The sequence below is a fragment of the Streptomyces bicolor genome (assembly GCF_000719285.1).
In the GTDB taxonomy this organism is placed as follows: Bacteria; Actinomycetota; Actinomycetes; order Streptomycetales; family Streptomycetaceae; genus Streptomyces; species Streptomyces bicolor.
In genome coordinates this window covers 1-24,143 of the sequence record NZ_JOFS01000008.1, presented here as the reverse complement: position 1 = coordinate 24,143, position 24,143 = coordinate 1, and the positions used below count along the sequence as shown (strand labels likewise).

Genomic DNA, 24,143 nt, shown 5'->3' with positions numbered 1-24,143 from the left:
TCTACGCCTCGCGCCGCAGCTTGTCGGTCTTGAACGGACGGCCCAGCTCATCGACCACGACGTAGCCGGAGTCCTCATGGGCCTCGCCTGCTTGCTCCTTCTCCTTCGCCTGAAGAGCGCGTAGCACCACGAGCGCGCTATAGACAGGCTTGGGCAGCGGCAAGACCCGCTTGCCATTTACGGTCTTGGGCTGTTTCTCCACTACCTTGTTTCGTAGACCTCGCTCCTGGTCTCGGTCGTAGACGATGGTTCGGGTATTGCCAACGGCAATAGTCCCCGAGCCTTCGAGGTCAACATCCTCGTTCCAGCGTGCACCACACACTTCTGCGGGACGCTCGGCGATAAGGGTCAGGAGCAGTGGGCCAAAGAGCCGATGGTCCTTGCTCGCCTCGATGAAGGCCTTCACCTCGGTCTCATCCCAGGGGCGCCGCTCGGGCGCATTCTGGGCAGCCCTGGTTCGAGCCTCCCGGGATATTCGAACGTGCTCGGCGACGTTTCGAACCACCCAACCTCGGCGGACTGCCAAATTCAGCGCCGAGCGGAAACGGCCAAGCGTCAGCTGTAATAGGGCGGTGCGGCGGGGCGACCTCCGACATCGTCGACGGAATCACCTGGGCCTCCGGTGGGAAGGTCGAGGGCGTCGCTGACAACAAGACCCCCGCCAAGGTCATCAACATGAGCCTGGGCGGTCCGGGCGCCTGCGACCAGGCTACGCAGAGCGCCATAGACGATGCTGTTCAGCGCGGTACTACGGTCGTCGTTTCCGCAGGCAACAAGGGCAATGCGCCTGCGCCGCGGGATGCCGCCGAGTTCACACCGGCCAACTGCCGGAACGTCATCACCGTCGCCGCCACCGATCGCGAGGGCAACAGGGCCGAGTACTCCAACTTCGGCAGCGTGGACATCGCCGCCCCCGGCGGTGACACGAGGACGAACGACGGGGACGGCATCCTCTCCACGTTCAATTCCGGCCCCGACGGACCCGAATCCGAGGAACTCGTCTTCGAAGTAGGCACCAGCCAGGCCGCCGCGCCCGCCTCCGGTCTCGCCGCCCTGATGATCTCAGCGGACCCCGCGCTGACGCCGGCGGAGATCGAGCAGGCCATCAAGGACAACGCACGTCCCCTGCCCGGTGCGTGCGAGGGCGGCTGCGGCGCCGGGCTCGCCGATGCCGCCAAGACCGTCGAGAGCGTCTCGAAGGGCGCCGCACCCCCGTCGACCGGCTCGCCTTCGGCGCCGCCCGCGGACCCCTCGGCGCCGACTGCGGATCCTTCGGCGCCGGCCGGGACCGGACAGCCGACGGACGGTACGGACCTCGGCGCGTGCCTCGACAACGCCTGTGAGGTCGAGGTGAAGGGCGGAGACACGATCCAGCTCGACGGTACGAAGGGTGTCGACGAACTCAGCATCGACAGTGTTGCCGACAACGCGCTGACCATGACCGGCTCATCAGGCAGCGGTGCTCAGCCGTCCACCGCCAGTCAGACCGCCCCGGGCCAGTCGACGATCAACGACCTCGTCGTCGACCTCGTCAGCGTCGATGGCGACCGAGCGGTCATCCGTCTTTCCTGATTCGGCTCGCTGCGGGGAGACACCACGGTGACGTACGGAAATCCGCCTCTGTTCCTGGCCATTGAAGGGGGCACACGGAAACTCCGCCCTTGCCAGGACCTACACCGTGGGTCGTGATCCCGCGTCGGACGTGGTGTCCAGGAAGCCGTCGTTTCCTGGCGTCATGCCCGCATCTACTGGGGCCGAACGAAACGGGTTCTGCAAGACCTGGACAGCACCAATGGCATCTATGGCCTCGGTCGGCGTATCTCGCCGGCCGAGGTCGGCCCTCATGGTGTGTTCACGCTCGGCCACGCCGTGCGGGGGCCGCAGCTTCGCTTCACCGGCCAACCGGCGCCGCCGAAGGACATGGTCGGGCTAGGTTCTCTTCTGATGGGCGCAGGACGGCGGCGCGCGTGAGGTCGCCGGGTGGAATTGCGTACCGCCGCCCGGCTCCGGGTTGTTCAGCTCAGCGGGACGTCGAGGATGGCCTTGCGGTGGCTGAACGTCTCGAGGGAATAGCGGCCGTGGTAGTTGCCCATGCCGCTTTCGCCGACGCCACCGAAGGGCAGGGATGGTACGGCGAGGTGGCGCATCGGCAGGCCGAAGTTGAGGCCGCCCGAGGAGGTCTCGGCGGCGAGGCGGCGCTTTGTGGTGTCGTTCTCGGTGAAGGCGTACAGGGCGAGCGGCTTGTCGCGCTCGTTGATGAACGCGATCGCCTCGTCCAGGTTCGCCACGGTCAGGACGGGCAGGACGGGGCCGAAGATCTCCTCCTGCATCACGGGTTCGTCGGGCCGGACATCGGCCAGCACGGTCGGGGCGATGTACTTGTCCGAGCGGTCGCTCTGCCCGCCGGTGACCGTGCGGCCGGAGCCCAGCAGCGTGGACAGCCGGTCGAAGTGCCGCTCGTTGATGATGCGTCCGTAGGCGTCGGAGGTCTGCGGGTCCGCACCGAACAGCCCCTTGATCGCGACGACCAGCGCCGCCTCCAGCTCGGTCGCGGTCTCCGGGTCGGTCAGGACGTAGTCGGGGGCGACGCAGGTCTGTCCGGCGTTGGCGAACTTCGTCTGCGCCAGGCGCTGCGCGACCGTGGCGATGTCGACGTCCCGGTCCACGAACACCGGTGACTTGCCGCCGAGTTCGAGGACGACGGGGGTGAGGTTCTTCGCGGCGGCGGTCATCACGATGCGGCCGACCGCGCCGTTGCCGGTGTAGAAGATGTGGTCGAAGTGCTGCCCCAGCAGCACGGTGGTCTCCGGTGCGCCGCCCTCGACGACCGCGGTGGCGCCGGTGTCGAGATACGCGGGCAGCAGCTCGGCCAGCAGCGCCGAGGTGCGCGCGGCGTACTCGGCGGGCTTGATGACGACCGCGTTCCCCGCGGCGAGCGCGCCCGCGACGGGCACCAGCAGCAGATTGACCGGGTAGTTCCACGCCGAGATGACCAGCGCGACGCCCAGGGGGTCGAACTCGGTGCGGGCGGTGCTGCCGGGGATTCCGCGCACCGTCACGGGAGCGGGCTGCGGGGTGGTCCACTCCTCCAGGTGCTCCAGGTAGTCGTCGATCTCGGCGATCGTGAGGTCGATCTCCATGGCGTCGGCCTCGGCGCGGTTCTTGCGCAGGTCGGCGTAGAGGGCGTCGGCTATCACCGTGCGGTTGTCGGTGAGCAGCTCACGCAGGCGGGTCAGCTGCTGCCGGCGCCAGGCCAGGGGTTTGGTGCGGCCGGTGCGGAAGGTGGCGCGCAGCCGGTCCACCAGCTCGGTGGCTTCGGCGGCGGTGAAGGTGTCGTCGAGGGTGAAGGCCGCCTTGGTCTCAGTCACAGTCGTGTCCTGTTCGTATCGAAGGAGAAAAGCCGTCGGCATTCGGGAGGAAGGAAAGGTGAAGGAAGGTCGCGGCTGTGCGGCTGTTGCGGTCAGGCAGTGACGGCTGTGCGGGCGCGTGCGGGCTCGGTTGCGCCGTCACGCGACGGGGCCGGCGTGTCGATGACGGGCGAGGGGGACCTGCGGCGGATCGCCAAGCCGACCATGGCCACCGCTATGACCAGCACGAACGCCATGCCGGCGAGGGCGAAGCCCAGGGTGTACTGGCTCTCGGCGGGCAGCGCGGGCGCGCCGGCGGGCAGGTTGTCGAGCGTCTTGGAGGCGAGGATCGAGGTGATGACCGCACTGCCGATCGCGCTGCCGGTGGAGCGGGAGATGGAGTTGATGCCGTTGGCGATGCCGGTCTGGTGGTGGGGAACGCCGGCCACGATCAGGGCGGGCATCGCGGCGTAGCCGAAGCTGATGGCGACGCTGACGACCATGCCGGCCAGGATCACCGACGCGGTGGTGTCGTGGGCAAGCGTCAGCCAGGCGAAGCCGACGACGCCGAAGGCGGCACCGGCGGCGAGGGTGAGACGCGCGCCGATGCGGCGCACCAGCACGCCTCCGAACTGGGCGGCCACCAGCGAGACGAGGGCGGCGGGCAGCAGGTATAGGACGGAGGCGCGCAGGATGGAGGCGCCGAAGCCGTAGCCGGCGATCTCGGAAGGCGTCTGGACGAGGTAGGAGACGCCGATGAACTGCGTGAACATGGCGAATCCGACGAGCAGTCCGGCGACGTTGGTGAACAGCACCGGCCGGTGGACGAACATCTTCATGTCGACCAGGGGGTCGCTGACCCTGCGTTCGACCAGGGCCCAGAAGACCGCCGTGACAGCGGCACCGGCGAACAGGGTGAGCGTGCGGGCCGAGGTCCAGCCCCAGGTGTGCCCCTGCGATATCGGCAGCAGAAGCAGCACGAGCAGCAGGGCGAGACCGGCGGCGCCCAGCCAATCGGTGCGCCCGCCCGTCCGGGTGCGGGGAGCGGGGACGGCGACCGCGACCGCGATCAGGGCGGCGACGGCGAGCGCGGCGGCCAGCCAGAAGACCTGGTGGTAGTCGGGGTTGGCACCCGTGGTCAACAGGCCGGCGCTCACCAGGGCCAGGCCGCTGCCGAACCCGAGTGTCCCGCTGACCATGGCCATGGCGCCCGGCAGCCGCGCGGGCTCGACTTCCGCACGCAGCACGGACAGCGCGAGCGGGAAGATCGCGGTGGCCGCGCCCTGCATCACCCGGGCCACGATGAGCCACAGCATCGAACTCGTGGCCGCGGCGAGCACGGATCCCGCGACCATCACCACCAGCACAGCGAGCAGAGTCGGCTTCGTGCCGCGCTGGTCGCCGAGGCGGCCCAGCAGCGGGGTGAAGACCGCGGCCGACAGCAGAGTGGCGGTGGTGACCCAGCTGACCTGGGCCGTGGTGGCGCCGAGGTTGTTCTGGATGATGCCGAGGATCGGGATGACCAGGGTCTGCATCATCGACACGACCATGGCGGCGAGGCCCAGGACCAGGACCAGGCTGAGGCTGCCGGTTCGGCGCTCTGGCGCGGGGGCAGGGGAGGACTTCACGGTCTTCTTTCCGGTCGAGGGTGGCCCGAAGGTGGGATGCATCGATGGTCGAGGTGGCAAACCATTGAGGTACTCGATGCTTGAAGACATCAAACAATAGGAGATGGTGGATGTCAAAGTTTGAGATGTTCAAGCTTTGCGCGCTACTCTCGACCCATGCCGTCCATCCCGTCCAAAGCCCAGCTCATGGAGCTGCTCGCCCATTCGGTCAGCACGCACTACGCCGACTTCACGACCGCCGCCGCCGACATGGGCCTCACCTCCAGTCAGGCAAAGACCCTCACGGTGCTGCGCCGCGCGCCCGCCTCGATGCGCTCGCTCGCGGTCACCCTCGCCTGCGACGCGTCGAACATGACCGGGATCATCGACCGGCTCGAGAAGCGCGACCTCGTCCGCCGTGAAGTCAGCGCAACCGATCGCCGCGTGAAGAATGTCGCCCTCACCGAGACGGGCGAGAAGGCGATCGACACGATCCGCGAGCGGATGGAGCAGACGCAGACCGGCCTGGACAGCCTGTCCGACGAGGAGCGCGCCGAGCTCTTCCGCCTGCTGACGGTCGTCTTCCCGCGCTGATGCAGGCAGGCGTCGATCTGCCGGGCAGCTGAGCGACGCCCTGCGACACAAGAGCCTCGTCAACGGCCTGGAGATACGGTCGGACGCGACCGACGGCCCCTTCGGCCATCGGACGCGCCTCCGTTCGCAGACCAGGTACCCGGCTCCGCCGAGATCGCCGACGCGGCAACGTCCGACCACGGCCGCCACCTGGTCACTGCACGTACGGCATCCCTGGTCGTCCGCAAGCACGCGGCTTCCTCAGCATCCTCGGGACGAGGCCCCCGGGAGCATCCTCGGCGCGAGGCCCCCCGGGTGCGGGGGCGCTCAAGTATCAGGGAACGTCGGTGTTGCTACGCGTCCCCCGGCGACTCCACCCCATCGACCTCACCCGGCCGGCGCGCTGATCTCTCTCTTGAGGATCTTGCCGCTGGGGCCGGTCGGCAGTGTGTCCACCAGCCACACCCGGCGCGGGTACTTGTACGCCGCCACGCGGTCCTTGACGAACTGCCTCAGCTCGTCGGGCGTGGCCTGCGCCTTCGGGCGCAGCACCACCGCGGCCGCGATCTCCTCGCCCAGATGCGCGTCCGCCACGCCCACCACCGCGGCCAGTGCAACGGCCGGGTGCTCGTGGAGCACCTCCTCGATCTCGCGCGGGTAGACGTTGTAGCCGCCGCGGATGATCATGTCCTTCTTGCGGTCGACGATGTACAGATAGCCGTCCTCATCCTGGCGCGCGAGGTCGCCGCTGCGCAGCCAGCCGTCCGGGATGGTGGCCGCCGTCTCCTCCGGGCGGTTCCAGTACCCCTTCATCACGTTCGGCCCGCGCACGGCCAGTTCACCGATCTCGCCGGGAGCCACGTCCTGGCCCTTGTCGTCGAGGAGCCGCACCTCCACGTCCTTGATCGGCGTACCGATGGAGCCCGCCTTGCGGGGCCGGTCGGGGTGGTTGAAGGTGACGACCGGACTGGTCTCGGACATGCCGAAGCCTTCCAATACGACGCAGCCGAAGCGCCGCTCGAAGCCGTGCAGGATCTCCACCGGCAGCGAGGCCCCGCCGGAGACGCACATCCGCAGCGTGGAGACGTCGGCCTCCGACGGGTGCTGGAGCAGCGCGGCATACATGGTCGGTACGCCCTCGAAGATCGTCGCCCCGTCGCGGGCGATGGCGTCCAGGACGGCCTGCGGGTCGAAGCGGGGGATCAGGGTGAGCGAGGCACCGGCACGGACGGTCACGCTCATCGTGCAGATCTGGCCGAAGATGTGGAACAGCGGCAGACAGCCCACGACCACGTCGTCGGCCGTCATCCGCTGTACGTGGACCGCGTTGACGTCGGTGTTGTGCCGCAGCCCGGTGTGGGTGAGCGTGGCGCCCTTGGGGCGGCCGGTGGTGCCGGAGGTATACAGCAGCACGGCCACGTCCTCGCCGCCCGGCTCGCTCACCTCCGCCAGCGGCTCGTGACCGGCCAGCAGACCCGCGAAGGCGGCCGGCTCGACGGCCATGTGCCGCACGTCGGCGGCGGCAGCGCCCTGCGCGCCCTCGCCCGGCGCCTGATGCCACTCGAAGAGCATCCGCGCCCCCGAGTCACGCAGGTGGTACTCGGTCTCCCGGGTCTTCAGCAACGGGTTCAGCGGTACGACGACCGCCCCGGCGCGCAGCACGCCGTAGTACAGGACGACGAACTCGACAACGTTGGGCAGCATCACAGCGACCCGGTCTCCCGGCCGTACTCCCTCGGCGCGCAGCAGGGCGGCGGCGCGGGCGCTGCGCTCGTCGAGCTGCGCATAGCTGATGACCTGGTCCCCCAAGCGCAGCGCGGGGCGTTCCGGCTGCCGCTGCGCCGTCTCCACCAGGAATGAAGCCAAATTGGCCATGACCGCCTCCACGAATGTCGCCGTCGAAATCCGCCGTTCACGTTGACGACATCGTGCAGATGGGCGTGGCGACGGCCTATGTGCTCTATGACAGCGTCTGCGCTCCAGGATTGTTCCCGAGAACAAAACAGGGGCGTTAAGCTGCGAGAATGGACATCTCCGGGGTGGTCTCGGCGCTCCACGCCAGGCTGCCGGAACTCGGTGAGCGGATGGCGCAGCGCATCCGCTCGGACGTCGACGCCTACCAGGACGAGTCGCTGATCCCCTTCGACTCGCTGCGCCGCTCGTGCACCGCCAACGCGGACCTGCTCCTGGAACAGCTCGGCCGCGCGGGCGCGCAGGATCCGAGCCCGGCCCGGGAGACCGGCCGCATCCGCGCCGAGCAGGGCGTGCCGCTGGCGGACACCCTGCACGCGTACCGGATCGGCTTCGAACTCCTGTGGACGGACATCCTCGCCGAGGCACGCACCCATCCCGAGGTCACCGACGCCCAACTGGTCTCCCAGTCCGCGGAGATCTGGGCCCTGTTCGGCCGCTACGCGGAGGCGGTGGCAGCGGCCTACCGGGAGACGACCGCCGAGCTGACCTCGCGGCGTCAGGCGCGCCGCTCGGCACTGGTGGAGGCGCTGTTCGCCGGCGTCATCGCCGACCGCACGCTGTGGGAAGCAGCCCGCGAGCTGGGTCTGCCCGACCGCGGACCCTACGTGGTCGTCGCGGCGGCGGCCGACGCTCCCGGCGAGGAGCCGCTGGCGGGCACGGAAGCGGCGCTGCGGCAGGCCCAGGTCCACTTCGCCTGGCGGCTGCTGCCCGACCAGCAGATCGGTCTGGCCGCCCTGCCCACGGCGACGGCGGAGAGCACGGAGAGCACCTGTCTGCGCATCCTGCGCCGGGCCGGCGCCCGCGTAGGTGTCAGCCCGTGCTTCCACTCGTTGCGGGACACCCCGCGGGCTCTGCGCTTCGCCCGGCTGGCTCTGGCCGGCCTTCAGGGCGCCGCCCCCGGCGTCGCGCGGTTCGACGACAGCCCGCTGGCCATGGTCCTCGCCGCCGCCCCGGCCGAGGCGGCACACCTCGTGGAGGTGGTCCTCCAGCCCCTGCTCGACCTCCCGGCCGTGGAGCGTGCCCGCCTCCTGGACACCCTGGAGCACTGGTACGCCGCCGCCGGCTCCGCCACGGACGCGGCGCGGAGTCTGTTCGTCCACCCCAACACCGTCCGCTACCGGCTGCGCCGCGTCGAGGAACTGGTGGGCCGCTCCCTGTCCGATCCGCGAGCGGCGGCGGACATCGGCGCCGCACTCTTGGCGGTCCGCCGGACGGGACCGTCACTCAGTGACTCGACTGGGTAGTCCTACTGGCGGGCCGCGTCGCGGTGGGCCGGTAAAGCTCGGCGGACCGCGTGGCCGAGAATTGCCGAGGCAGCTCGCCGCTGCGGGAGTCGACAGCCGATCCATCTAAGCTCTGTTCCAGGGATCACCTTCGTCGGAGGCTGCGGATCCAGATCACGGCACCGCGTCGGTGGGAGCCGCGAGGACGCTGTTGCGGTACTTGTACAGGTCCAGATCGTGACCGGCCGAGTGGCCGCCGCGAGAACCCTTCTTCCTGTGGGCGGCGGCCCGGCTCGACCAACTCCCACTCGGCATCCGAGAGATCACCTCGCGCCATCCCCGACAACTACCAGGCCGGCTGCCCGCTACCGGCGAATCCTCAAACCAATGATCCGAATCTGGAACAGGCCCTGGTAGGGATCTGTGTCGCACCAGGGTCTCCGCCCAGGCGGAGGCGTCGTACTTTTGGCCGGGCGCACGGTGATGCAGATCTCGTCGCCCGAGCACGAGCCGTTGATCGTGTTGGTGGCGTTGCGCTCGCGCTGCCTCCCTCCGCCTTGTCGCCGTTCGTGGGGTACTCGCCGCCCTTGGAACCCGTTTTCCTTCTTGTCCTGCCCGTTCTTCCCGTCGGACGTCCTGGACGGTGAATCGCTGGGCGTCACAGGCGAGTTACTGTCATCCGCATGGGACTCACGCTGCTGTTCGGCGCCTGGCCCCGATCGCTGCTCCAGGACTGGAGCAGCGACCCTCGTGATTCCACCGACGGGGAGGACGACGACCACGGGCGGCTCGGACCGAGGGTCGAATGAGCTCCTTGCCCTCGTACTGGAATCCGGGTGGACACACGGCTGCGGAGAGTTGCCCCAGAGGCTGAACGCCGGAAGCCGCGAATTCGTATGGTGGCCACGGCATTTGGCGGCAAGGGCAACGGCTCTGTCTCACTCACGCGTCCCTCACGGTACGGACGCCGAACCGGCAGGAGGCTTGATGGGGGCAGTGCAAGCGGGGATGGTCCGGCCCGTGCCGGAGTTGCTCGCCGAGAACGCGGAACGCCAGGGCGGGAAGGTCGCGTTCGCCGACGACCGGCGCGGGGTGAGCTGGGCCGAACTGGAGCGCCGGACCGCCCGGTTGGCGGGTGGGCTCGGTGTCGGTCGCGGTGAGCGGGTGGCGTTCTGCCTGGACAACGGCGTGGAACTGGTCGAGGGTCTCCTCGCCACGGTCCGGGCCGCCGCCGTCGGAGTGCCGCTGAGCACGCGCGGCACCGACGCGGAGCTCGCGGCGCTGCTGGCCGACTGCGCTCCGTCCGTGCTCGTGACCGACCTCAGGCAGCTGCCGCGAATCGCTCGGCTGACCGCCGGGCGCGGGCCGCGCCTGGTGGTGACCGGCGAGGGCACGGTCCCCGACGATGCCATCGGCTTCGAGGACGACGTCACCCGCTTCGAGGATCTCGTCGCCGGGCAACACTCGCCCGCGCCGCGCGACGACCTCGGGCTGGACGAGCCCGCATGGCTGCTCTACACGTCCGGCACTTCCGGGACGCCCAGTGGCGCGGTGTCGAGTCAGCGGTCCGCGCTCTGGTCGCCGGTCGCCTGCTATGTGCCGCGACTGGGACTGTCGGAGGCGGACCGGCTGCTGTGGCCGTTGCCGCTGGCGCACACGTACGCCCACTCGCTGTGCGTGCTGGGCACAACCGTGGCCGGGGCGAGCGCGCGGATCACCGCGGCGGCGGATCCGGCCGAACTGGTGCGGCTCATCGGCGAGTTCGGACCCACCGTGCTGGCCGGTGTGCCGCTCACCTACCGCCGGCTGCTCGACGCCGGCCTCGGCGCGGTGCCCTCGCTGCGGCTCTGCGTCACCGCGGGCGCGCCCAGCGGACCGGACCTGCGGGAAGAGGTCGAGACGCGGTTCGGCGCCCCGCTCCTCGACGGCTACGGCAGTACCGAGACCTGCGGCAAGATCGCCATGGAGACCCTGCGCGGGCCGAGGGTGCGCGGCAGCAGCGGACCGCTCGTCCCCGGCATGGAGGTCCGGCTCGTCGATCCCGACACCGGCCGGGACACCGACCGCGCGGAGGGGGAGATCTGGGTGCGCGGTCCCGGCGTCATGCTGGGCTACCACAACCGGCCCGAGGCGACCGCCGATGCCGTACGCGACGGCTGGTACCGCACCGGCGACCTGGGCCGGTTCGGTGAGCACGGCTGTCTGAGCGTCACCGGCCGGATGAACGACCGGATCGTGCGCGGCGGCGAGAACGTCGACCCGGCCGAGGTCGAGCAAGTGCTGCGTGGCCTGCCAGGGGTGCGCGACGCGGCCGTGGTGGCGCGGCCCCATCCGCTGCTCGGCGAGGTCCCGGTGGCGTTCGTCGTCCCGGCGGAACGGACGCTCGACCCGGCCGGTCTGTTACGGGCCTGCGCCGCGGTGCTGTCCGCGCACAAGGTGCCGGAGGAGGTCCTGTTCACGCCGGCGATTCCGCGCACCGCCGGGGGCAAGCCGCGACGGGCGGTCCTGCGTGAGGCGCTCGCCGAACGCCCGCCCGAGCCGACGCTCGCGGCGCTGTCCGGCCGGACACCCGGCGAGCGGCGCGCCGCGCTGACCGACCTTGTGTGCGCGGAGACCGCGGCGATCCGCGGGACGGCCGCCGATCCCGGCACGGCGTTCGCCGATCTGGGCCTGACCTCCATGGACGCGATGACGCTGTGGCACCGCCTCGGCCTGCGCACCGGCCTGCGCCTGCCGGCCACGCTGGTCTGGGACCATCCGACCCCGGCCGCGGTCGCGGTCCACCTCGACGCCCGGCTGCACGGCGACGCCCCGGTGACGGTACTCGCGCGCCGCGGACCGGCAGCCGAACCGGTGGCGGTCGTGGCCGTCGGCTGCCGCTACCCGGGCGCGGTGACCTCTCCTGAGGAACTGTGGCGGCTGGTGTCCGACGGAGTGGACGCCACCGGCGAGTTCCCCACCGACCGCGGCTGGGACATCGACGCCCTGCACGATCCCGACCCCGACCGGATCGGTACCACGTACACGCGCCGTGGCGGTTTCCTGCACGACGCGGCGGACTTCGACCCGCTGTTCTTCGGCATCTCGCCGCGCGAGGCCCTGGCCACGGACCCGCAACAACGGCTGCTGCTGGAAGTCGCCTGGGAAACGTTGGAACGCGCGGGCATTCCGGCGCCGTCGCTGCGCGGCAGCAGCACCGGCGTGTTCGTCGGCCTGATGCACGCCGGCTACGGCAGCGGGGTGGCGCCGCATGAACTGGAGTCGCACATCGGCATCGGCTCGGCGGGCAGTGTGGCGTCCGGACGGATCTCCTACGTCCTGGGGCTGCGTGGCCCCACCATGACCGTGGACACGGCCTGTTCGTCCTCGCTGGTCGCGATGGACCTGGCCGCCGCGGCCCTGCGGGCGGGGGACTGCACGCTGGCGCTGGCCGGCGGGGTGACGGTGCTGTCGAGCCCGCAGCCGTTCATCGCCTTCAGCCGCCAGCGGGCGCTGTCGCCGGACGGCCGGTGCCGGTCGTTCGCGGCGGGCGCGGACGGTACGGCGTGGGGAGAGGGCGTCGGCCTGGTCCTGCTGGAGAAGCTGTCGGACGCGCGGCGCAACGGCCATCCGGTGCTGGCCGTGCTGCGCGGCTCGGCGGTGAACTCCGACGGCGCGTCGAACGGGCTGACCGCCCCCAACGGCGAGGCGCAGCGGGAACTGATCCGCCTGGCGCTGGCCGACGCCGGACTGCGCGCCGCCGACGTGGACGTGGTCGAGGGGCACGGTACGGGCACGGCGCTCGGTGACCCGATCGAGGCGGGCGCCCTGCTGGCCACGTACGGGCAGGACCGCGATCCGGCCGACCCGGTGTGGCTGGGGTCGGTCAAGTCGAACCTGGGTCACACCCAGGCCGCGGCCGGTGTGGCGGGCGTGATCAAGATGATCGAGGCGATGCGGCACGGCGTACTGCCCGCCTCGCTGTACGCGGACCAGCCGTCGCCGCACGTCGACTGGTCCACCGGGGCGGTACGGCTGCTCGACCGGGAGCGGCCGTGGCCGCAACGAGAACGGGACAGGCCGCGCCGGGCGGCGATCTCCTCGTTCGGCATCGGTGGCACCAACGCACACGTGATCATCGAGGAGCCGTCGGACGCCGACGCCGGTGCCGAGCGCGGCGCCGGGTCCCCTGGCGATGACACGGCCGTGGCCCGGCGCCCCTGGCCGGTCGCCCCGTGGCTGGTCGGCGGCAGCGACGAGGCCGGTCTGCGCGCCCACGGCGGGAGGCTGGCGGCCGCGCTGGCCGACGTGAGCGACGAGTCGGCGCTGGACATTGCGTACTCCCTGGCGACCACCAGAGCGCCCCTGCCCCGCCGCGCGGCCGTGATGGCCACCGACGTCGCCGGCCTTCTCGCCGGACTGCGCGACCTGGCAGCCGGTGCCGACAGCCCGGGGCTGCACCGCGGCACCGCGCGCGCCAACCCGAGGATGGCGCTGCTCTGCTCCGGCCAGGGCGCGCAGCGGCCCGGAATGGGCCGCGAACTGGCCGCCGCCTTCCCCGTGTTCGACGAGGCCTTCACCGAGCTGTGCGAGGAGTTCACGCCGTGGCTGGACCGGCCGCTGCGGGAGGTGATCGACGCCCCGGACGGCGGCCTGCTGGACCGCACCGACTACGCGCAGCCCGCGCTGTTCGCCTTCGAGGTCGCCCTGCACACGCTGCTGTCCGAGTGGGGCGTACGACCGGACTACCTGGTCGGCCACTCGGTCGGGGAGCTGGCCGCCGCACACATCGCCGGGGTCCTCACCCGGGCCGACGCCGTGCGTCTGGTGGCAGCGCGCGGCCGTCTGATGGCCGCCCTGCCCGCCGGCGGTGCGATGATCGCGGTGCGGGCGCCGCTGTCCGAAGTACGGCCCCTGCTCGACGAGTCCGGGGAGGCGGGCCGGGTCGCGGTGGCCGCGGTCAACGGGCCGGAGTCGGTCGTGCTGTCGGGCGACGAGGACGCGGTGACGGAGCTGGCCACCCGCATCGGCCGCCCCGCCACCCGGCTGCGGGTGAGCCACGCCTTCCATTCGCCGCTGCTGGATCCGATGCTGGCCGAGTTCCGCGCGGTCGCCGAATCGGTGGCCTACCGGCGCCCGTCCGTCCCCGTGGTGTCCACGCTGACCGGCCGCCCCGAGTCGGACGCGCTCGCCACGGCCGACCACTGGGTACGGCAGGCCCGTGAGACGGTCCGCTTCTCCGATGCGATGCGCCGGTTGACGGACGCGGGCGTGACGGCGTTCGTCGAGGCCGGCCCCTCACGCGCGCTCACCGTGTCGGCCGAGGAGTGCGTCGCTCCGGACGCGGGCGCGCTGTTCGCATCGTGCCTTGGCGCAGACGGAACTCTGACGACGCTGGCCGCCCTTCACGTGCACGGTGTGCCGGTGGACTGGCCGTCGGTGTACGCGGGCAGCGGGGCCCGCCGCCGCCCGCTGCCCACGTACCCGTTCCAGCGGCAGCGCTACTGGCTGGACGCCGTCCGCCATCGAGTTCCGGCCGGCCACCCGCTGGTGGGGGAGCCGCGGCCGGATGCCGACGGTCCCGGGATCCGGCACACCGGCGTGCTCTCCACCGCTCGCGAGCCCTGGCTCGCCGACCACGTCATCGGCGACCGGGTGCTGGCGCCCGCGGCGCTCTTCGCCGAGCTGGCCTTCTGCGCGGCCGGTACCGCCGGCGCCGTACGCCTTGCCGAACTGGCCTTCGTGGAGCCGCTGTTGCTCTCCGCAGCGGATCCGGTGCAGGTCCAAGTCGTCGCCGGTGCCGCGGATCAGTCAGGGCGGCGCCCGGTCACGATGTGGGCCCGTACGGCCGACACCACGGGGCCGTGGACCCGCCATGCCACCGCGACGACAGCCCCGCCCGGTGCGCCGCCCGCTCCCGAACCCGGGGCGTGGCCGCCCGAGGGTGCCGAGGAGATCCCGGTCGACTACGCGCGGCTGTCCGCGTACGGCCATCACTACGGCCCGGCGTTCCGTGGCGTGACCGGACTGTGGCGGCGGGATACGGAACTCTTCGCCGAGCTGACCCTCCCGCCCAGGGAAGCGGCGGCCGCCGGCTCGTACGTCCTGCACCCCGCGCTGCTCGACGCCGCCCTGCACGCCGCCCTCCTGGCCGAGCAACCCGACGCCCCGCGCGCCCCCCTCGCCTGCACCGGCGTGACCGTGTACGCGACCGGGGCCACCGCCGCACGGGCACATCTGCGGCGGCTCGGCCCGGAAGAACTCCGCGTAACCCTCACGGACATGACCGGCCGTCCACTGGCAGCCGTCGAGTCGGTGATCACCCGGCCGCTCCCGGAGCCGCCCGCGCCCGGCGCCAGGCCGTACCGACCGGCCTGGCGGGCCGCCACCCCGGCCGGCGACATGGACACGGCTCACGAACTGCTCGACGTGGCACACCTGTCCGCCGCCCTGCCCGACGGCGCCGACCTGCCGGGCCGCGTCCGGGAACTGGTCACGGCTGTGCTGGAACGGGTGCGGGAGTGGACCTCGCACGCCAAGCCGGGCCGGCTGCTGGTGCTCACACACAACGCCACCGGGGAGGATCCCGACCTGGCCGAGGCCGCCGTGGCCGGACTCGTGCGCAGCGCCCAGTCCGAGCACCCCGGCCGGATCGTGCTGGTCGACCGCCGCGGCGGCCCGGCCTCGTCGGCGGCCCTGGACGCGGCGCTGCGCACCGGCGAACCACAGGTCGCGCTGCGGGACGGGGTCGTTCTGGTACCGAGATTGACCACCGCGGATCCGCCGTCCGCAGCGGCGCCGGCCCTGGATCCCGAGGGGACGGTGCTGATCACCGGTGGCACCGGCGCGCTCGCCGCGAGCCTCGCCCGGTACCTCGTGGCCGAACAGGGGGCCCGGCACCTGGTGCTGGCCGGCCGCAGCGGCCGTATGCCGGCGTGGGCGGCGGAACTGCCGGCGAAGGTGCGGGTGGTCGCCTGCGACGTCAGCGACCGGACCGCCGTCGATGCCCTGGTCGGGGGCTGTCGACCGGCGCTGACCGCAGTGTTCCACCTCGCCGGGGTGGTCGCCGACGGCGTGGTGGACGGTATGACGCCGCAGCGGGTGGCGAGCGTGCTGGCGCCGAAGGCGGACGGTGCCTGGCATCTGCACGAGGCGACCGGCGGCCTCGACCTGTCCGCGTTCGTGCTGTACTCCTCGGCCGCCGGTGTGCTGGGCCGGCCCGGGCAGGCGAACTACGCCGCCGCGAACGGGTTCCTCGACGCGCTCGCCCGGCACCGGGTGGCGCGCGGGTTGCCGGCGCAGGCGTTGGCCTGGGGGCCGTGGGCCACCGAGGACGACGACGGGATGGCGGGGCGGGTCGCCCCGCACCGTCTCAGTGGGGGTGGCGTCGGCACGGTCACCGAGCGGGAGGGCATCGACCTGCTGGACACCGCGCTCCGCACACCCGAGCCGGTGCTCGTGCCGATCCCGCTGGACCCGACGAACGCGGGCGGCCCGACCGCACCGCCGGTCCTCGCGGATCTGCTGCCAGCGCGATCGGCCTGGGCCGGACGGCCTGCCGCCGCAGCTCCGCCTATCCAGCAGATGCCCATCCAGCAGACGCCCGGCGGCTGGCGCGACCGGCTGGCCGCCGTTCCGGCGCAGCGGCGCGAGACCGAGCTGGCCGAGCTGATCCGCGCCGAGTTGGCCGCCGTGCTGGGCTTTCCGGACGCGGCCTCGTTTCCCACCGACCGCGAATTCACCGAGCTCGGCTTCGACTCACTCACGGCCGTACAAGTCCGCAACCGGCTCAGCGCGTTCACGCGGGTGCGGCTGGCACCGACGGTCGTACTGGAACACCCGACGCTGCCCGCGCTGGCCGCGCACGTGCACGCCGCCCTGCGCGATGCCGGCGGCCTGCCGCGGACCGGGACCGAAGCGGAGGACCGGTCCGCGGGCGAGAGTGACTCGGAGGACCGGACCGCGGGCGAGAGCGGCCCGCAGGACGGCACTCCGCCGTCGCCCTACCGGTTCAGCACCGTCTACCATCGCGTGCTGCGCGAGCAGGGGCCGTTCGAGGCGATGGCGCTGCGCCACTTCGCGTCGTACGCGCTCCCGTCCTTCTCCACGGCCGACCACGCCCGGTACGCCGTCGCGCCGGCCCGGCTCGCCCACGGCGACGGCGTCGCACTGGCCTACTTCCCGGACTACCTCACGTCGTCGCAGCGTCTCCCGGGCGGCCTGGCCAAGCAGTTCGACGGCGAACGGGACCTGTTCCTGCTGGAGCACCCCGGTCTCGGCACCCACCGGGCCGTCCCGGACAGCGTGGCCACGCTGGTGCGGGCGCACGCCGGCACGGTACGCGACCTGTTCACCGGACGACCGGTCGTCCTCGTCGGCTACTGCGCGGGCGGAGCGGTCGCACACGCGGTGGCCCGGCACCTCGCTGCGGACGGGCAGTCGCCGGCCGGCGTGGTGCTGCTCGACTCCCACGTCGGTGTCCTGCGCCGTGACGACGCACGGGGGCTGGCCCTGATGGCCGCCGCTGCCGCACTGCCGGACGACGTCGTCGACGAGTTCGACGACTCGTTGCTGATGGTGGGCGGCGGATATGCGCGAGTGATGGAGCAGTGGCGACCCGAACCGTCACCGGTCCCCACGCTGCTGCTGTGCGGCCGGCCGACCGCACAGATGCGGCGGATCGACCCGGAGCGGGACTGGCAGCCGCATTGGCCCCTCCCGCACGACAGCGCCGACGTGCCCGGTGACCACTACTCCGTCGTTCACCACGACGCCGCCACCACGGCCGCGGCGATCCGCGGCTGGCTGACCGCGCGGGAATCAGGAGGCGCTGAATGAACAACCCGGACTACGACCTGATCGTCGTCGGCGGCGGACCGGCCGGCTCGACCGCGGCGACCGTCGTGGCCATGCACGGGCATCGGGTGCTGCTGCTGGAGCGGGAGACCTTCCCCAGGTACCAGATCGGCGAGTCGCTGCTGCCCGCCACCGTGCACGGCGTGTGCCGCCTCCTCGGCGTCGCCGACGAGGTCGCCAGGGCGGGCTTCACGCTCAAACGCGGCGGCACCCTGCGCTGGGGACGCGACCCCGAGCCGTGGCAGTTCTCCTTCGCCATGACTCCCCGCCTGCCGGATCCCACGTCCACCGCCTTCCAGGTGGAGCGCTCCCGGTTCGACGAGATCCTGCTGCGCAACGCCGGCAAGGCGGGCGTCGAGATCCGCGAGGGCACCCCGGTGCGGCGCGTTCTCGCCGACGGCGAGCGGGTGCGCGGCGTCGAGTACACCGACCCCGACGGGACCGTACGGACCGTGCACGCCCGGCACGTCATCGACGCGTCCGGCAACACCAGCCGGATCCACGGCCAGGTCGGCGGAGCGCGCGTGTACTCCGACTTCTTCCGCAACCTCGCCGTGTTCGGCTACCACGCGGGCGGCAGGCGGCTCCCGGAACCGAACAGCGGCAACATCTTCTGCGCCGCCTTCGACGCCGGCTGGCTCTGGTACATCCCGCTGCGCGACGACCTCACCAGCGTCGGTGCGGTGATCTCGCCCGAGCACATCCCCGCGGTGCAACGCGATCCGCGCGCCGCCTGGCAGGACATGATCCGGGCCTGCCCGGACGTCGGCCGGCTCCTGACGGGCGTGCCGGTCGCGACCGAGCCGCCCTACGACCGGGTCCGGGTGCGCAAGGACTACTCGTACTGGAAGAAGTCCTTCTGGACCCCCGGCCTGGCCCTGGTCGGCGACGCCGCGTGCTTCGTGGACCCGGTGCTGTCCTCCGGCGTGCACCTGGCCACCTACGGCGCTCTGCTGGCCGCCCGCGCGGTCAACTCCGCGCTGGACGGCAGCGTGCCCGAGGAGCGCGGTTTCGCCGAGTTCGAGGCCCGCTACCGGCGCGAGTACGCCGTGTTCTACGAGTTCCTCATCGCCTTCTACGACATGGAGCAGAGCGAGAGCTCGTACTTCTGGTCGGCGAAGAAGGTCACCAAGGTGGACCTGGGCGAGGCGGCCGCCTTCGCCGAACTGGCCGGTGGGCTGGTGTCCGGCGACGCGGCGGTGCGGGAACCCGAGAAGCTCGGCGCGCACTGGCGCGCCGCGGCGGCCGAGCTGGACGATGCGGTGGGCCGGCTGGCGGCCGCGGACGACCGAGTCAACCCGCTGCTGTCGTCCCGGGTCGTCGGCGAGACCTTCCGCACCGGCAACGACCTCCAGGAACAGGCCCTCTACGGCGGTCCGCTCGACGACCCGGCCCCGGCCGCCCCCGACGCACTCGCCGTCGCCGGAGACGGCCTGTCCTGGACCCTCGCGTGAGCACCCGCCGGTGTGTCAGACGGCGGGCCGGGGCTCGCCGGGATAAGTACCGAAGGACCACTTGTTGCCCTCCGGGTCGGCGATGGCGAACTCACGGTTGCCGTAGGGCTCGTCCACGATCTCGCGAATGATCTTCACGTCCGCGTCCTTCAGGCGCCGGTAGAGATCGTCGACGTGCTCGGTGACGACGTACGCCCCGAAGGTGCCCGGCCGCAGGGACCAGGTCTCGCCGTCCGGCTTGTGCGAGCCGAGCATGACGCCGCCCCCCTCGGGCCAGTCGAGCTGGGCGTGCGCGACCCGGTCGCCGTCCTCGTACACGGCGGTGCGCAGGAAGCCGACCGTGCCGACGAGGAAGTCGATCAGCGCGGGAGCGTCGTGGGCCTGCAGCGTCGGCCAGACACCGGGGGCGCGCCGGGCCTGCGTGGTGGTCGTGGTGTTCGTGGTGTTTGCGGCATTCGTGGTGGTGTTCATGCCTCACACTCTCCGCCGTCGCGGTGGCCGCCCGCTTGGATATTCCGGCACTCTTCGGCCAGCCAGCCGGTGGGGCTCAGGCCGGTGTACTGCCTGAAGTCGCGCACGAGGTGGGAGTGGTCGTAGTAGCCGCACTCGGCGGCCACCCGTGCCAGGTCGGGTGCGCAGCCCGTGGCGACGGCCCGGACGACGGCGTCGCGTGCGTGCTGGAACCGCATCAGCCGGGCGGTCTGCTTGGGGCTGAGGCCGGTCTCGGCCCGGAACAGGGTGGTCAGGCGGCGGGGGCTGAGTGCCACATGCGCGGCCAGGCCGTCCAGGGTGCCGGCGCCCCGATGCCGGGCGAGCCAGGCCCAGGCCTCGGCGACCTCGGGCCGTACCCCGGCAGTGCGCCCGGCCTCCGCGACGCGCCGCTGGAGGTAGTCGGTGAGGAGGGCGAAACGCCGGCTCCACCCCGTCTCCCCGCACAACCGCTCGTGGATCTCGCCCGCGGCGCTTCCCAGGACGTCCGTACCCTCGGTGACGAGCACGTCGGCGAGTTCCCCGGCGGGCATGCCGAGCAGTCGCCGGGCCGCCAGGGGATGCACGGACAGCTGGATCCCGGCTTCGTGCTCCGGCTGCGCCACGAACGCCGGACGCTGATGCAGCCCGCCCACCACGATGTCGGTCCGTACGGCGTCGGTGCCGTACGCCTGCTCGGGGGTGCTGCCGCTGACGACGGGCCCGTCGATCGAGAAGATCAGCGTCAGGTACGGGGAGGGCAGCCCTCGATGGAGGGCGGGTCGCAGGCCGGCGGAACGGTAGCCGACCGCGGAGACCACCATGCCGTCCAGTCGCGGCGTGGCTCGCACGAACTCGCGGACTTCCACGGGCGGCTCGCATGCGCGGCTGGTGGGGGAGCCCATGGGGCCAGTATGCGGCCCTCCGGCCGCCGATCGCTCCCTGCGGGTGACGCCCGGCGACCATCCGGACGCGAGCCGGTGTGGCGGGCGCCCGGATGGTGGTCCGCTGATAGTCGCGTCGGAAATCCCGAACGGTACAGGTGAAGGAGACAACCGCATGTTCGGACAGTCGAAGGCGTTCAGCGGCTTCTCGGTCGACGACCTCGGCAAGGCCCGCGAGTTCTACGGCGAGACCCTCGGCCTCCAGGTGGGGGAGAGCGGGCAGGGCGACATGAGGATGCTCACGATCAAGCTGGGCAGCGGCGCGAGCGTCTTTGTCTACCCCAAGGACAACCACACGCCCGCGAGCTTCACGATCCTGAACTTCCCCGTGGACGACATCGACGCGGCCGTCGACGAGCTGGCGCAGCGGGGCGTGCGCATGGAGCGCTACCCGGAGTTCGAGGCCGACGACAAGGGCATCGTCCGGGGCCCCGACGGCCCGGCGGGGATCGCCTGGTTCACGGACCCGGCGGGCAACGTCCTGTCGGTGCTCCAGGAGGACTGATCTCAGAGCGACCGGTGTCCGGGCGGCGCAGCCGACGAGAGCACGTTCGGTTGCGGGCAGACGGCTCCTGGAGCCTGGTGGGGCGTGTCCGTGGCGAACTGCAACTCCGCCCACCGGCTGGTCTCGCCGGCGTGCACATGAACACCACACCGGGACGCCAGTGCCGTGACGATGCTGAGGCCCCGGCCGTGCTCGTCCGGGTCGAGAGCGGAGCCCGTCGGGGCCGCGGGCCCCATGTCGGTCACTTCGACGCGTACCGCTCCGGACCTGTCCGCCCGGCTCAGCGAGAGCGTCAGGGTGGTCGGGGGCAGTGCGTGGACGATCGCGTTGGTGAGCAGTTCCGAGACCACCAGCAGTGTCTCTTCGGTGACGTCCGTGGCCAGTCCCCAATCGGCGAGGATCTCGCGTATGCGCCGACGGATCCCCGACACCGCCCCCGGGGTGTGGGGCAGGGAAAAGACGTGCTCCACGTCCTCTGCGGCCTCCCCGCGAGGCGCGGCGTGGAGCTGCGCAGTGGTCATGTGTCCTCCTCCTCGGGGAAGCGCGGTTGCCCGCAGTCAGGGCGTGTAGGCACGCTAAAGAGGGACAAGTAGCCGGTCAACGAACATCGGTCGGCATTACCGAACGAGAGTCCCTAATCGGGAAAAGTCGGACTACGATCGCTTCATGGCCGGCCCAGTCCAGTCGATAGAGCGGGCAGCGGCGATTCTGCGTCTGCTCGCCGGCGGATCCCGTCGGCTGGGTCTGGGAGAGGTGGCGTCGTCACTGGGGCTGGCCAAAGGCACCGCCCATGGAATCCTGCGCACCCTGCAACACGTGGACTTCGTGGAACAGGACCCGGCGACCGGCAAATACCAGCTCGGGGCGGCGCTGCTGCACCTCGGCACCAGCTACCTCGATGTCAACGAACTGCGTTCGCGCTCCATCAACTGGGCCGACGCCCTGGCCGCCCGCAGCGGGGAGGCCGTCCGGCTGGGCACCCCCCTGGAGGGCAGGGTGCTCGTCATCCACCATGTCTTCCGGCCGGACGACACCCTCCAGAGTCTGGACGTCGGCGCACTGCTGCCCCTGCACGCCTCCTCGCTGGGCAAGGTCCTCCTGGCCTTCGGGGCGACGCCTCTGGACGCCCTGCTGGAGGACGAGCCGGAGGCGTACACCCGGCACACCCTGGTCCACCCCGAGCAGCTGGGCCGAGCGCTCGGCGAGATACGGGATCTGGGCTGGGGCGCCGAGGTGCAGGAGATGAGCATGGGCGAGGCCGGTATCGCCGCGCCGATCCGGGGACAGGGCGGTCTCGTGGTGGGCGCGATCGGAGTGTCCGGCGCCGTCGAGCGGATCTGCGACACCAAAGGCCGGCCGCTGCCGGCCCTGATCACCGTGCTGCGGGAGGCGGCACGCGCGATCTCCAGAGACCTGGGCGCGGCCCGCTGGTAGGGCACCGGCACCTCCGCGACACATCGGAAGGCAGGGCCGATCATGGTTGAGCGGTATGTGATGTCCATCGACCAGGGCACCACCTCCACCCGATGCATCCTGTTCGACCACGGCGGACGGCTGGCGTCGGTCTCCCAGCGGGAACACCAGCAGTACTTCCCCCGGCCCGGCTGGGTCGAGCACGACGCGGTCGAGATCTGGCGCAACCTCCAGCGCGTCGTCCCCGAGGCGCTGTCGAACGCCGGCATCGACGCCGGCCAGATCTCGGCGATCGGGATCGCCAACCAGCGCGAGACGACCGTGCTCTGGGACCGGGCCACCGGGGTACCGCTGGGTCGGGCGATCGTCTGGCAGGACACCCGCACCGCCCCGCTCGTCGAGCGGCTGAGAGCGGACCCGGGAGACGAGTTCTTCCTCGACCGCTGCCGCCTGCCGCCGTCGACCTACTTCTCCGCGCCCCGTATCCGCTGGCTGTTCGACAACGTCGACGGGCTGGAGCGGCGTGCCCGCAACAGCGAGGTGCTGTTCGGCACCATCGAGAGCTGGCTGATCTGGAACCTGACCGGCGGCACGGACGGCGGCGTGCACATCACGGACGCCACCAACGCCAGCCGCACCATGCTCATGGACATCGGGACGCTGACCTGGGACGAAGAGCTCATGAACTTCTTCGGGGTGCCCCGCACGATGCTCCCGGAGATCCGCTCCTCGGCGGAGAGCTACGGCGAGGCCACCGCCCTGCTGCCCGGCGTGCGCATCACGGCGGCCCTCGGCGACCAGCAGGCGGCACTGTTCGGACAGACCTGCTTCTCGCCCGGCGAGGCGAAGTGCACCTACGGGACCGGCAGCTTCCTGGTGATGAACACCGGCACCGACCTCGTACGGTCCGAGCACGGGCTCCTCACCACGGTCGCGTACAAGATCGGGGACCAGCCCGCCGTCTACGCTCTGGAGGGCCCGATCGCCGTCACCGGCTCGCTCGTCCAGTGGTTCCGCGACCGGCTGGGACTGATCCACAGCGCCCCCGAGATCGAGACGCTGGCGCGCACCGTTGAGGACAACGGCGGCTGCTACATCGTCCCCGCGTTCTCCGGCCTGTTCGCGCCTCACTGGCGCAGCGATGCCCGCGGTGTCATCGTCGGCCTCACGTCGTACATCACGAAGGGCCACCTGGCCCGCGCCGTCCTGGAGGCCACCGGCTGGCAGACCCGGGAGGTCGTCGACGCCATGAACGCGGACTCAGCGCTCGCTCTGACCCAGCTCAAGGTGGACGGCGGCATGACGTCCGACCATCTGCTCATGCAGATCCTGGCCGACGTGCTCGACGTTCCCGTCGTACGGCCCCTCGTCGCCGAGACGGTGTCGCTGGGCGCCGCCTACGCCGCCGGCCTCGCAGCCGGCTACTGGCCGGACCTCCAGGTCCTGCGCCGCAACTGGCACCGGGCCGCTCAGTGGCTGCCGGACATGGACGCCGAACGGCGGGAGTGGGAGTACGACTGCTGGAAACGAGCCGTCGAACGGTCGCTGGGGTGGATCCAGCCGTCGCAGGGCTCGTGACGTGCCGGTCCGTGGCTGCCGGGTGACCTCGACGGACGACTCGCCGCCCGCCGCGCGTGGGCCGGGGGCGGGCAACTGCCCTGTCTGCCGTTACGGCGACCCCCGGCGCCGTTCAGCGGGTGACCAGCAGGCCGCGGCTGCGCAGTACCGCCCGTTCCAGTGGGCTGAAGACGAGCAGGTCGATGGCGATGCCGACGATCAGGATGAGGAGGATGGCGAAGA

The 24,143-nt window shown here is 71.6% G+C and carries 17 protein-coding genes and 2 pseudogenes; 10 read left to right on the top strand and 9 right to left on the bottom strand.

What is annotated here, in order from left to right:
- Position 1 precedes the first annotated feature (1 nt).
- The gene (locus IF78_RS49125) at positions 2-406 is read right to left on the bottom strand and encodes a site-specific integrase (RefSeq protein ID WP_051827719.1); all 405 of its coding nucleotides are present in this window, start codon (positions 404-406) and stop codon (positions 2-4) included.
- 65 nt (positions 407-471) lie between these two features.
- On the opposite strand from IF78_RS49125, the gene IF78_RS50840 reads away from it, so the two are divergent.
- Positions 472-1,572: a S8 family serine peptidase gene (locus IF78_RS50840; RefSeq protein WP_078662409.1), complete on the top strand. Its 1,101-nt coding sequence runs from the start codon at positions 472-474 to the stop codon at positions 1,570-1,572.
- 150 nt (positions 1,573-1,722) lie between these two features.
- A pseudogene (locus IF78_RS50835) lies at positions 1,723-1,971 on the top strand (FHA domain-containing protein); the annotation flags it as partial.
- Between the two features lie 44 nt (positions 1,972-2,015).
- Here IF78_RS50835 and IF78_RS0111465 read toward each other — a convergent pair.
- Complete coding sequence (locus IF78_RS0111465) at positions 2,016-3,368, bottom strand: aldehyde dehydrogenase family protein (RefSeq protein WP_051827717.1); 1,353 nt, start codon at positions 3,366-3,368, stop codon at positions 2,016-2,018.
- 92 nt (positions 3,369-3,460) lie between these two features.
- Positions 3,461-5,017: an MFS transporter gene (locus IF78_RS0111460; protein ID WP_051827714.1), complete on the bottom strand. Its 1,557-nt coding sequence runs from the start codon at positions 5,015-5,017 to the stop codon at positions 3,461-3,463.
- Positions 5,018-5,161: 144 nt separating this feature from the next.
- On the opposite strand from IF78_RS0111460, the gene IF78_RS0111455 reads away from it, so the two are divergent.
- Entirely contained in the window at positions 5,162-5,548 is a 387-nt protein-coding gene (locus IF78_RS0111455) for a MarR family winged helix-turn-helix transcriptional regulator (RefSeq protein WP_051827775.1), read from the top strand.
- Between the two features lie 366 nt (positions 5,549-5,914).
- Here the strand turns inward: IF78_RS0111455 and IF78_RS0111450 are convergent, their stop codons facing one another.
- Positions 5,915-7,402 carry a long-chain-fatty-acid--CoA ligase gene (locus tag IF78_RS0111450; RefSeq protein WP_031481206.1) on the bottom strand — a complete coding sequence of 496 codons (1,488 nt, stop codon included), beginning with the start codon at positions 7,400-7,402 and terminating at the stop codon, positions 5,915-5,917.
- Positions 7,403-7,551: 149 nt separating this feature from the next.
- Here IF78_RS0111450 and IF78_RS0111445 point away from each other — a divergent pair, with 149 nt between their 5' ends.
- A complete protein-coding gene (locus IF78_RS0111445; RefSeq protein ID WP_425314610.1) occupies positions 7,552-8,745 on the top strand; it encodes a PucR family transcriptional regulator in 1,194 nt (397 codons plus the stop codon).
- A 153-nt stretch (positions 8,746-8,898) separates the two neighbouring features.
- On the opposite strand, the gene IF78_RS48360 is transcribed toward IF78_RS0111445, so the two are convergent.
- Positions 8,899-9,039 (bottom strand): hypothetical protein, encoded by a 141-nt coding sequence (locus tag IF78_RS48360; RefSeq protein WP_158751335.1) that lies wholly within the window; start codon positions 9,037-9,039, stop codon positions 8,899-8,901.
- 368 nt (positions 9,040-9,407) lie between these two features.
- Between IF78_RS48360 and IF78_RS50405 the strand changes: the two genes are divergently transcribed.
- The 3 genes from IF78_RS50405 (at position 9,408) to IF78_RS0111430 (ending at position 19,013) form a co-directional block, all read left to right on the top strand.
- Positions 9,408-9,533 (top strand): hypothetical protein, encoded by a 126-nt coding sequence (locus IF78_RS50405; RefSeq protein ID WP_267882953.1) that lies wholly within the window; start codon positions 9,408-9,410, stop codon positions 9,531-9,533.
- Between the two features lie 178 nt (positions 9,534-9,711).
- Entirely contained in the window at positions 9,712-17,541 is a 7,830-nt protein-coding gene (locus IF78_RS0111435) for a type I polyketide synthase (protein ID WP_031498215.1), read from the top strand.
- Positions 17,538-19,013, top strand: a complete 1,476-nt coding sequence (locus tag IF78_RS0111430; protein WP_031481209.1) for a tryptophan 7-halogenase — start codon at positions 17,538-17,540, stop codon at positions 19,011-19,013. Before IF78_RS0111435 ends, IF78_RS0111430 begins: the two co-directional genes overlap by 4 nt.
- Positions 19,014-19,028: 15 nt before the next feature.
- Here the strand turns inward: IF78_RS0111430 and IF78_RS0111425 are convergent, their stop codons facing one another.
- Positions 19,029-19,484, bottom strand: coding sequence for a VOC family protein (locus IF78_RS0111425; RefSeq protein WP_031481210.1), 456 nt, complete (start codon positions 19,482-19,484; stop codon positions 19,029-19,031).
- On the bottom strand, positions 19,481-20,386 hold the full coding sequence (locus tag IF78_RS0111420; RefSeq protein ID WP_051827711.1) for a helix-turn-helix transcriptional regulator: 906 nt from the start codon (positions 20,384-20,386) through the stop codon (positions 19,481-19,483). The genes IF78_RS0111425 and IF78_RS0111420 overlap by 4 nt, the downstream gene beginning before the upstream one ends.
- A 154-nt stretch (positions 20,387-20,540) precedes the next feature.
- On the opposite strand from IF78_RS0111420, the gene IF78_RS0111415 reads away from it, so the two are divergent.
- Entirely contained in the window at positions 20,541-20,930 is a 390-nt protein-coding gene (locus IF78_RS0111415) for a VOC family protein (protein ID WP_031481212.1), read from the top strand.
- A 2-nt stretch (positions 20,931-20,932) separates the two neighbouring features.
- Here IF78_RS0111415 and IF78_RS0111410 read toward each other — a convergent pair whose 3' ends face one another.
- Positions 20,933-21,451 (bottom strand): ATP-binding protein, encoded by a 519-nt coding sequence (locus tag IF78_RS0111410; protein ID WP_078662407.1) that lies wholly within the window; start codon positions 21,449-21,451, stop codon positions 20,933-20,935.
- 145 nt (positions 21,452-21,596) lie between these two features.
- On the opposite strand from IF78_RS0111410, the gene IF78_RS0111405 reads away from it, so the two are divergent.
- Positions 21,597-22,364: an IclR family transcriptional regulator gene (locus IF78_RS0111405; RefSeq protein ID WP_031481214.1), complete on the top strand. Its 768-nt coding sequence runs from the start codon at positions 21,597-21,599 to the stop codon at positions 22,362-22,364.
- Positions 22,365-22,406: 42 nt separating this feature from the next.
- A complete protein-coding gene (glpK, locus tag IF78_RS0111400; protein WP_031481215.1) occupies positions 22,407-23,921 on the top strand; it encodes a glycerol kinase GlpK in 1,515 nt (504 codons plus the stop codon).
- Positions 23,922-24,033: 112 nt separating this feature from the next.
- Here the strand turns inward: glpK and IF78_RS49630 are convergent.
- Positions 24,034-24,143 (bottom strand): annotated as a pseudogene (locus IF78_RS49630) (ABC transporter permease); the annotation flags it as partial.

Coding starts and splice junctions, on each gene's coding strand:
- IF78_RS0111455 (WP_051827775.1), top strand. CDS start 5,162: ATGGAGCTGCTCGCCCATTCGGTCAGCACGCACTACGCCGACTTCACG.
- IF78_RS0111415 (WP_031481212.1), top strand. CDS start 20,541: ATGTTCGGACAGTCGAAGGCGTTCAGCGGCTTCTCGGTCGACGACCTC.
- IF78_RS50405 (WP_267882953.1), top strand. CDS start 9,408: ATGGGACTCACGCTGCTGTTCGGCGCCTGGCCCCGATCGCTGCTCCAG.
- IF78_RS0111450 (WP_031481206.1), bottom strand. CDS start 7,402: ATGGCCAATTTGGCTTCATTCCTGGTGGAGACGGCGCAGCGGCAGCCG.
- IF78_RS0111445 (WP_425314610.1), top strand. CDS start 7,552: ATGGACATCTCCGGGGTGGTCTCGGCGCTCCACGCCAGGCTGCCGGAA.
- IF78_RS0111460 (WP_051827714.1), bottom strand. CDS start 5,017: ATGCATCCCACCTTCGGGCCACCCTCGACCGGAAAGAAGACCGTGAAG.
- IF78_RS0111425 (WP_031481210.1), bottom strand. CDS start 19,484: ATGAACACCACCACGAATGCCGCAAACACCACGAACACCACGACCACC.
- IF78_RS0111405 (WP_031481214.1), top strand. CDS start 21,597: ATGGCCGGCCCAGTCCAGTCGATAGAGCGGGCAGCGGCGATTCTGCGT.
- glpK (WP_031481215.1), top strand. CDS start 22,407: ATGGTTGAGCGGTATGTGATGTCCATCGACCAGGGCACCACCTCCACC.
- IF78_RS0111430 (WP_031481209.1), top strand. CDS start 17,538: ATGAACAACCCGGACTACGACCTGATCGTCGTCGGCGGCGGACCGGCC.
- IF78_RS0111435 (WP_031498215.1), top strand. CDS start 9,712: ATGGGGGCAGTGCAAGCGGGGATGGTCCGGCCCGTGCCGGAGTTGCTC.
- IF78_RS48360 (WP_158751335.1), bottom strand. CDS start 9,039: ATGCCGAGTGGGAGTTGGTCGAGCCGGGCCGCCGCCCACAGGAAGAAG.
- IF78_RS0111410 (WP_078662407.1), bottom strand. CDS start 21,451: ATGACCACTGCGCAGCTCCACGCCGCGCCTCGCGGGGAGGCCGCAGAG.
- IF78_RS0111420 (WP_051827711.1), bottom strand. CDS start 20,386: ATGGGCTCCCCCACCAGCCGCGCATGCGAGCCGCCCGTGGAAGTCCGC.